This window comes from Candidatus Bipolaricaulota bacterium, from assembly GCA_021159055.1.
In the GTDB taxonomy this organism is placed as follows: domain Bacteria; phylum Bipolaricaulota; class Bipolaricaulia; order UBA7950; family UBA9294; genus S016-54.
Genome location: JAGGSO010000022.1, coordinates 1 through 4,869, shown reverse-complemented (window position 1 = coordinate 4,869; position 4,869 = coordinate 1). Strand labels below are relative to the sequence as shown.

Annotated in this window: 2 protein-coding genes; both read right to left on the bottom strand. The window is 58.3% G+C overall.

Translation table 11 applies throughout. From position 1 onward, the window contains the following. Positions 1-299: 299 nt before the first annotated feature. On the bottom strand, positions 300-1,457 hold the full coding sequence (locus J7J55_01275; protein ID MCD6141339.1) for a hypothetical protein: 1,158 nt from the start codon (positions 1,455-1,457) through the stop codon (positions 300-302). After that, positions 1,457-4,869 (bottom strand): hypothetical protein (locus J7J55_01270; GenBank protein MCD6141338.1); only part of this gene is annotated, 3,413 nt, incomplete at its 5' end. The genes J7J55_01275 and J7J55_01270, both read right to left, overlap by 1 nt.

The following is a 4,869-nucleotide window of genomic DNA, read 5'->3' as shown; positions in this document are numbered from 1 at the left end:
TCCCGACGTTCGTAGTGGCGGGGCTTGTCCCCGCCGGGAGTTCGCGATGTGGAGAGCGTGCATTCATTGCTTTCCTGAGGTAATTTTTCGTCGCAGACAAGCTGCGACGCTACAAAAGTTGACGGAGGCGCGCCGCTACAGAAGATGTGTTTTTCCCGACGTTCGTAGTGGCGGGGCTTGTCCCCGCCGGGAGTTCGCGATGTGGAGAACGTGCATATTCATTGCTTTCCTGAGGTAGTTTTTCGTCGCAGACAAGCTGCGACGCTACAGAATCATCTTTTGATTGGGTGAGCCCCTCATCACCACCGGGCGGTCCAGCCCAGGACCAGCTCCAGTTGCGGATCACCAAACTCTCCCGAGCGGATCGCGATCTGCGTTTCGGTGCTCAGTTGGTCGCTCAGGTCGATGTTCAGCTTGAACAGGGTCATCCCCCAGTCGAACAATTGAGTCGATGAACGGCTGAAGTAGGTCGCTACACTCCACCGCCCCGGTCCGCCGCAGCAGGGCTCCGTTCTCCCTGATAGCAGGAACAACTCGAAGTAGTCGCTCTGTCCAGTCACGGACGAGTTCTTCGCGCTGTCGAACGACGTCGCCGACTTGATCCTTACCCCGTCGGAATAGGTGTAGTCAAAAACAACGCCGTAGATATTGATCCCATCAATGGATAAAGTCCCGCTTCCGGTGTCAAGTTCGCTCAGCAACCGGATGCAGTCGATCCACGGCGTCTTGAGGGATATGCTCGGGGTGATCTTCTTCGTGTCCGTTGTGAACGAAAGCGACAAATCGAGGAACAGGCCGTAGCCGTCCTGCGACAGTCGGGGGATGGCGTATCCCTTCTCGGTAAGAGTGAAGCTCCCGAACCCGCTCTGCGTGAAGTCGATCGCTGCGCTCATCTTCATGTCGCACCACGTCCACGACAGGCTAAGCGCTTCCTTGTCGAAGCAGAATCCTCCCGTTGCATCCATGTTGAATCGGAGCAGGTTGCGGTAGGAGACGTCGCCGATGCTCCCGCGCGCGGTCAACTGCTCGTAGGAGGCGGTCTGTGGGCGCGTCAGGTAGAACGTGTTGACGAAGTCGATGTCGAGCAGCGTGAAGCTGACAGTTGTGCGCCAGTAGTCGAAGATATCGAGAATGTTGCTCGCTGTCGGATCGAATGCCAGCCGCGACTGCAGGTCGATGATGCCTCCAAGCGGGTACCGGCCTTCAAACCACATGCTGTCAAACTCTAATTGCCCCGCTTCGTACTTCCACAGCGCCGTTCCCTCAAGTGTCAACTGATCGAGCCGATACACCTCGGTTACCTGGGAGTGGAAGACCGTGATCGCCGGCGATTGCACGTTGATGGTGAACCCGGCGTCCCAGCTCCCGGTCAGGTTCTCGCTGGCGATGGAGACGATGGCTGCAGAACAGACGGCGATGCTAACGACCGCAACGATGAGCACTTGCCGCAGGTGCATCACTCGCTCACCTCTAGATCGAACGTCACCACTTCACCGTTCCCCAGCGGGATCGTCACCTTGTGCTTGCCAGGGGGTAGTTTCGTCCCATCCAGAGTGAGGACATACGCACCGGTTTGCTTATTCTTTTCGGCCGTGATCTTCGCAGCGGGAAGCCCTTCGATCGACCACGTGATCTTCCCCTCCTCGTAGGCCGTGGTGAATGCGACCGGAACGAAGATCGTTATCCTATCCCCATGATGGAGCACGATCTTACGGACATGATGACCGGGGCAGTCCGAGACGAGGACGTCGACCCCCGCGGTGGACTCGCCGCCGAACGGATCAGCGAAGCGCACCATAGCCGTGTCGCGTCCGGTGAACCCTTCGGCCGGGATGTATGTTAAGTCGATCCTCGCCGACTCTATCTCCTTCGTCGTCCTTCCGTGCTTGTTGTAAGTAACATTGTTCAGATCCCCGATTATGATCCCATGTGTAGGGGGAGAAGCAATAGCGAACGCGAACGGGATCACTTCCGGATTATCCGGATGAATCCACAGATCGGTGGCAGTTACATTGAAATCGACGGGGGTGTTGATACACGTTGTCGTGTACACATCCTCCATCTTCGTCTGAGCGACGACTTCGAGGTAGACCGTCGCCGTATTCGACACGTTCCCACAGGCGTCGACGATCCGATAAGTGAAGTGGTCAGGCCCGACGTAGCCGCGGTCGGGGGCATAGCGGATGACGGTGCCTCCGTGGCAGTCACCATGGTCCGTCTCGATCTTCAACGTGCCGTATTGCGGCTGGTCGACGATGTCGTGGATCCACAATGTGCCACAGCAGGTGCACGCCGAGCAGTTGTCGGTATCGTTGGCGAGCACGTCTATCCTCACCGGCGTGTCCTGCCTCACCATCAGACGGTACTGACCGTAATCGTCCAACCGCACATCCATATTCGGGTCCAACACGGCGCTCTTGTCACCGGCACCGTTCGGATCGTCGACCGCGGTGGGCGGTGTCACATCGTACACCCGCCCTTCGGTTTCGGTTGATGTCACCGGCACGGCGGCATTGCCGCAGCAGTCGACCGCCTCTATGTGCACCTCGACCCGCGCCGGGCAGCTCGTCAGACAGCGGACGTGGACGATCCCGGCAACGCCGACATGCCCCTGGTCGATCTGCGTGAATGCCGCATCCCGCGCGCGGTCGAAAGAGATCACCGCGTTATCCGTCGGATTCGTCACAGTGATCGTGATTCCGGCCGGGGTGATGCAGCAGCTGTCGGTTACGTCGAAGGCGAATGGGACCACCGTCTCGCAGCAATCCGGGCTCACCAATACGTGATCAGCGACCACGAGATTACTGATCACGGGGATCGTCTGATCGTAGATGTTCACACTTGCAGTCCACGCATCGGCGTTTCCACAGCAGTCTGTGGCGTTGATCGCCACGGTGAGTACCGCCGGGCATCCGGTCAAGGCCGAAACGGTAATGTTTCCGGCTATCCGTACGTGATTATCGTCCACCTGCGTGACGGCTACCGTATCGGTGACCGTGGCGTTGGTAACGGTGATGCTCTTAGTTACGTTTGCCGCAGAGATGCAGCAGTTGTCACTCACCGTCGCATCTATCGGGATGGTGATCGAGCAGTCGGTGGGATCAACGTACTGCGGACTCGGGGGCAGAGGGGTATCCCAGCTTATCGTGGGCACGATCGTGTCAGTGACGTTTCCTGTCTCACTTGCTTGGATGCCGATATTGCCGCAGCAATCCGTCGCATCGACTGTCACCTGTACCGTCGCCGGGCAGCCATTCAGGTCTGAAACTTGAACGCTTCCTGTTACATCCACTTCACCCTGTCCGTTCTGCGTCTTCGTAATCGTCGGAGTCCCCAGCGTGGCATTACCAGTCGTGAGGCTCACGTTTACAATAACGTTGCCGGCATCGATACAGCAGTTGTCGGTCACAGTCGCTGAGAACGTCACTATGGCTTGACAATTGTCGTCAACCGTCTCATCCGAGACAGTGAGATCACTGATCACCGGCGCGGTCGTATCGACCGTGATATCAGATCCGTCGGCGATCGTCGTTGCAGGAAGGGCAACGATGGCATCGTTTCCCGCTGCGTCACGCAACGTGCCTCCGTTCAGGGCGACACCGGTTGCGTCGAGGTCACAGGAGTTCTCGCCCGCGCTCACCGTATACGTCGTGGACCCGCTCGTCGCCGGGCCGAACGGACCAATGCTGACGGTCGCCCCACTGTCAAGGTCGATATCGAGCGTTCCTCCGGTGAGGGTGACCGGCTCGGAGAAGTTCACTGTTACGTCGACATCGTCCCCGGATTTGTAGTATCCATCCGGACTGGTAGAGACGATCGATGTAATTGTGGGGTTCTTCGTGTCGACATCCACCGAATGTGTGTTGTCGTCATCCATCGTATTTCCCGCCAAGTCCTGGGCCCCAGAGATGTGGTAGTGACCTGTTGCTTCTTCGTTGTCATCGTTGAACGTAAATGTGCACGTAAAGTGGCGCGCGTCAGTCCATGACGGGTTGTTCGTACTGTATGGGGATGAGGCGAGGTCCTCCACTGTAACTGTGGGATTGATAGAGGTATTCATGTCTTCATCAAAAGTTACGGTAATCGTCACCACGCCTGCATCCACATCCGCCAGGCTCGTCGGAGAGACTGCGGTAACCGTGGGTTTCGTTACGTCGATGGTAAATGCCCAATAGGGGGTCCACTCACTGTCGTTTCCGGCGACGTCGATCGCATATAGCCGCCATGTATACGTCCCTTCGTTTCCCAAGCTGGGAGTATAGGAGGTATTTGTTGTATAGTGATCCCGGGTTACAGGGCCGTCGATCTGAACTCGGTACTCATAGACACCGCTCCCTCCAGGATCGCTTGGGACGGTCCAGGACAGAGTTGGTGAAGTGTCGTTCGTGTAGGTCCCATCCGCCGGACTCCGCCCTCCGGGCGGATCAGGAGGTTGCGTATCGATCAAGACGGTAAGGGGATCGGACGGGTGGCTCACGTTTCCAGCGGCGTCGGTCGCGGTCACCGTTATATTGTGCGTCCCGTCGCTGATCGGAGTGGAAACGGTGAACGACCAGCTCCCGTCGGCGTTCGCCACGGTCGTCCCGAGGGGGCCGTCGATCGAGCTCGTTACCGTCACCGTGCTGTTCCCCTCGACGGCCCCGGTGCCTCCTTGGAACGTCGGGGTGTTGTCGTTCGTGATATTGTCGCTATTCGACTCACCCTTATCGCTCGCGTCGGCCAGGTCAGGGACTGCCGGCTTGGCGGGTCGGTTAGCGTCGATCGGATCGCTATCCTGGGAGATCGAGGTAGTGTAGCTTCCGGTGAGCCCGGTTCCCGGATCCTCGAGCGTCAGGTCGACCGGTATGTCCTCGTCCGCGGCGTAGTCCG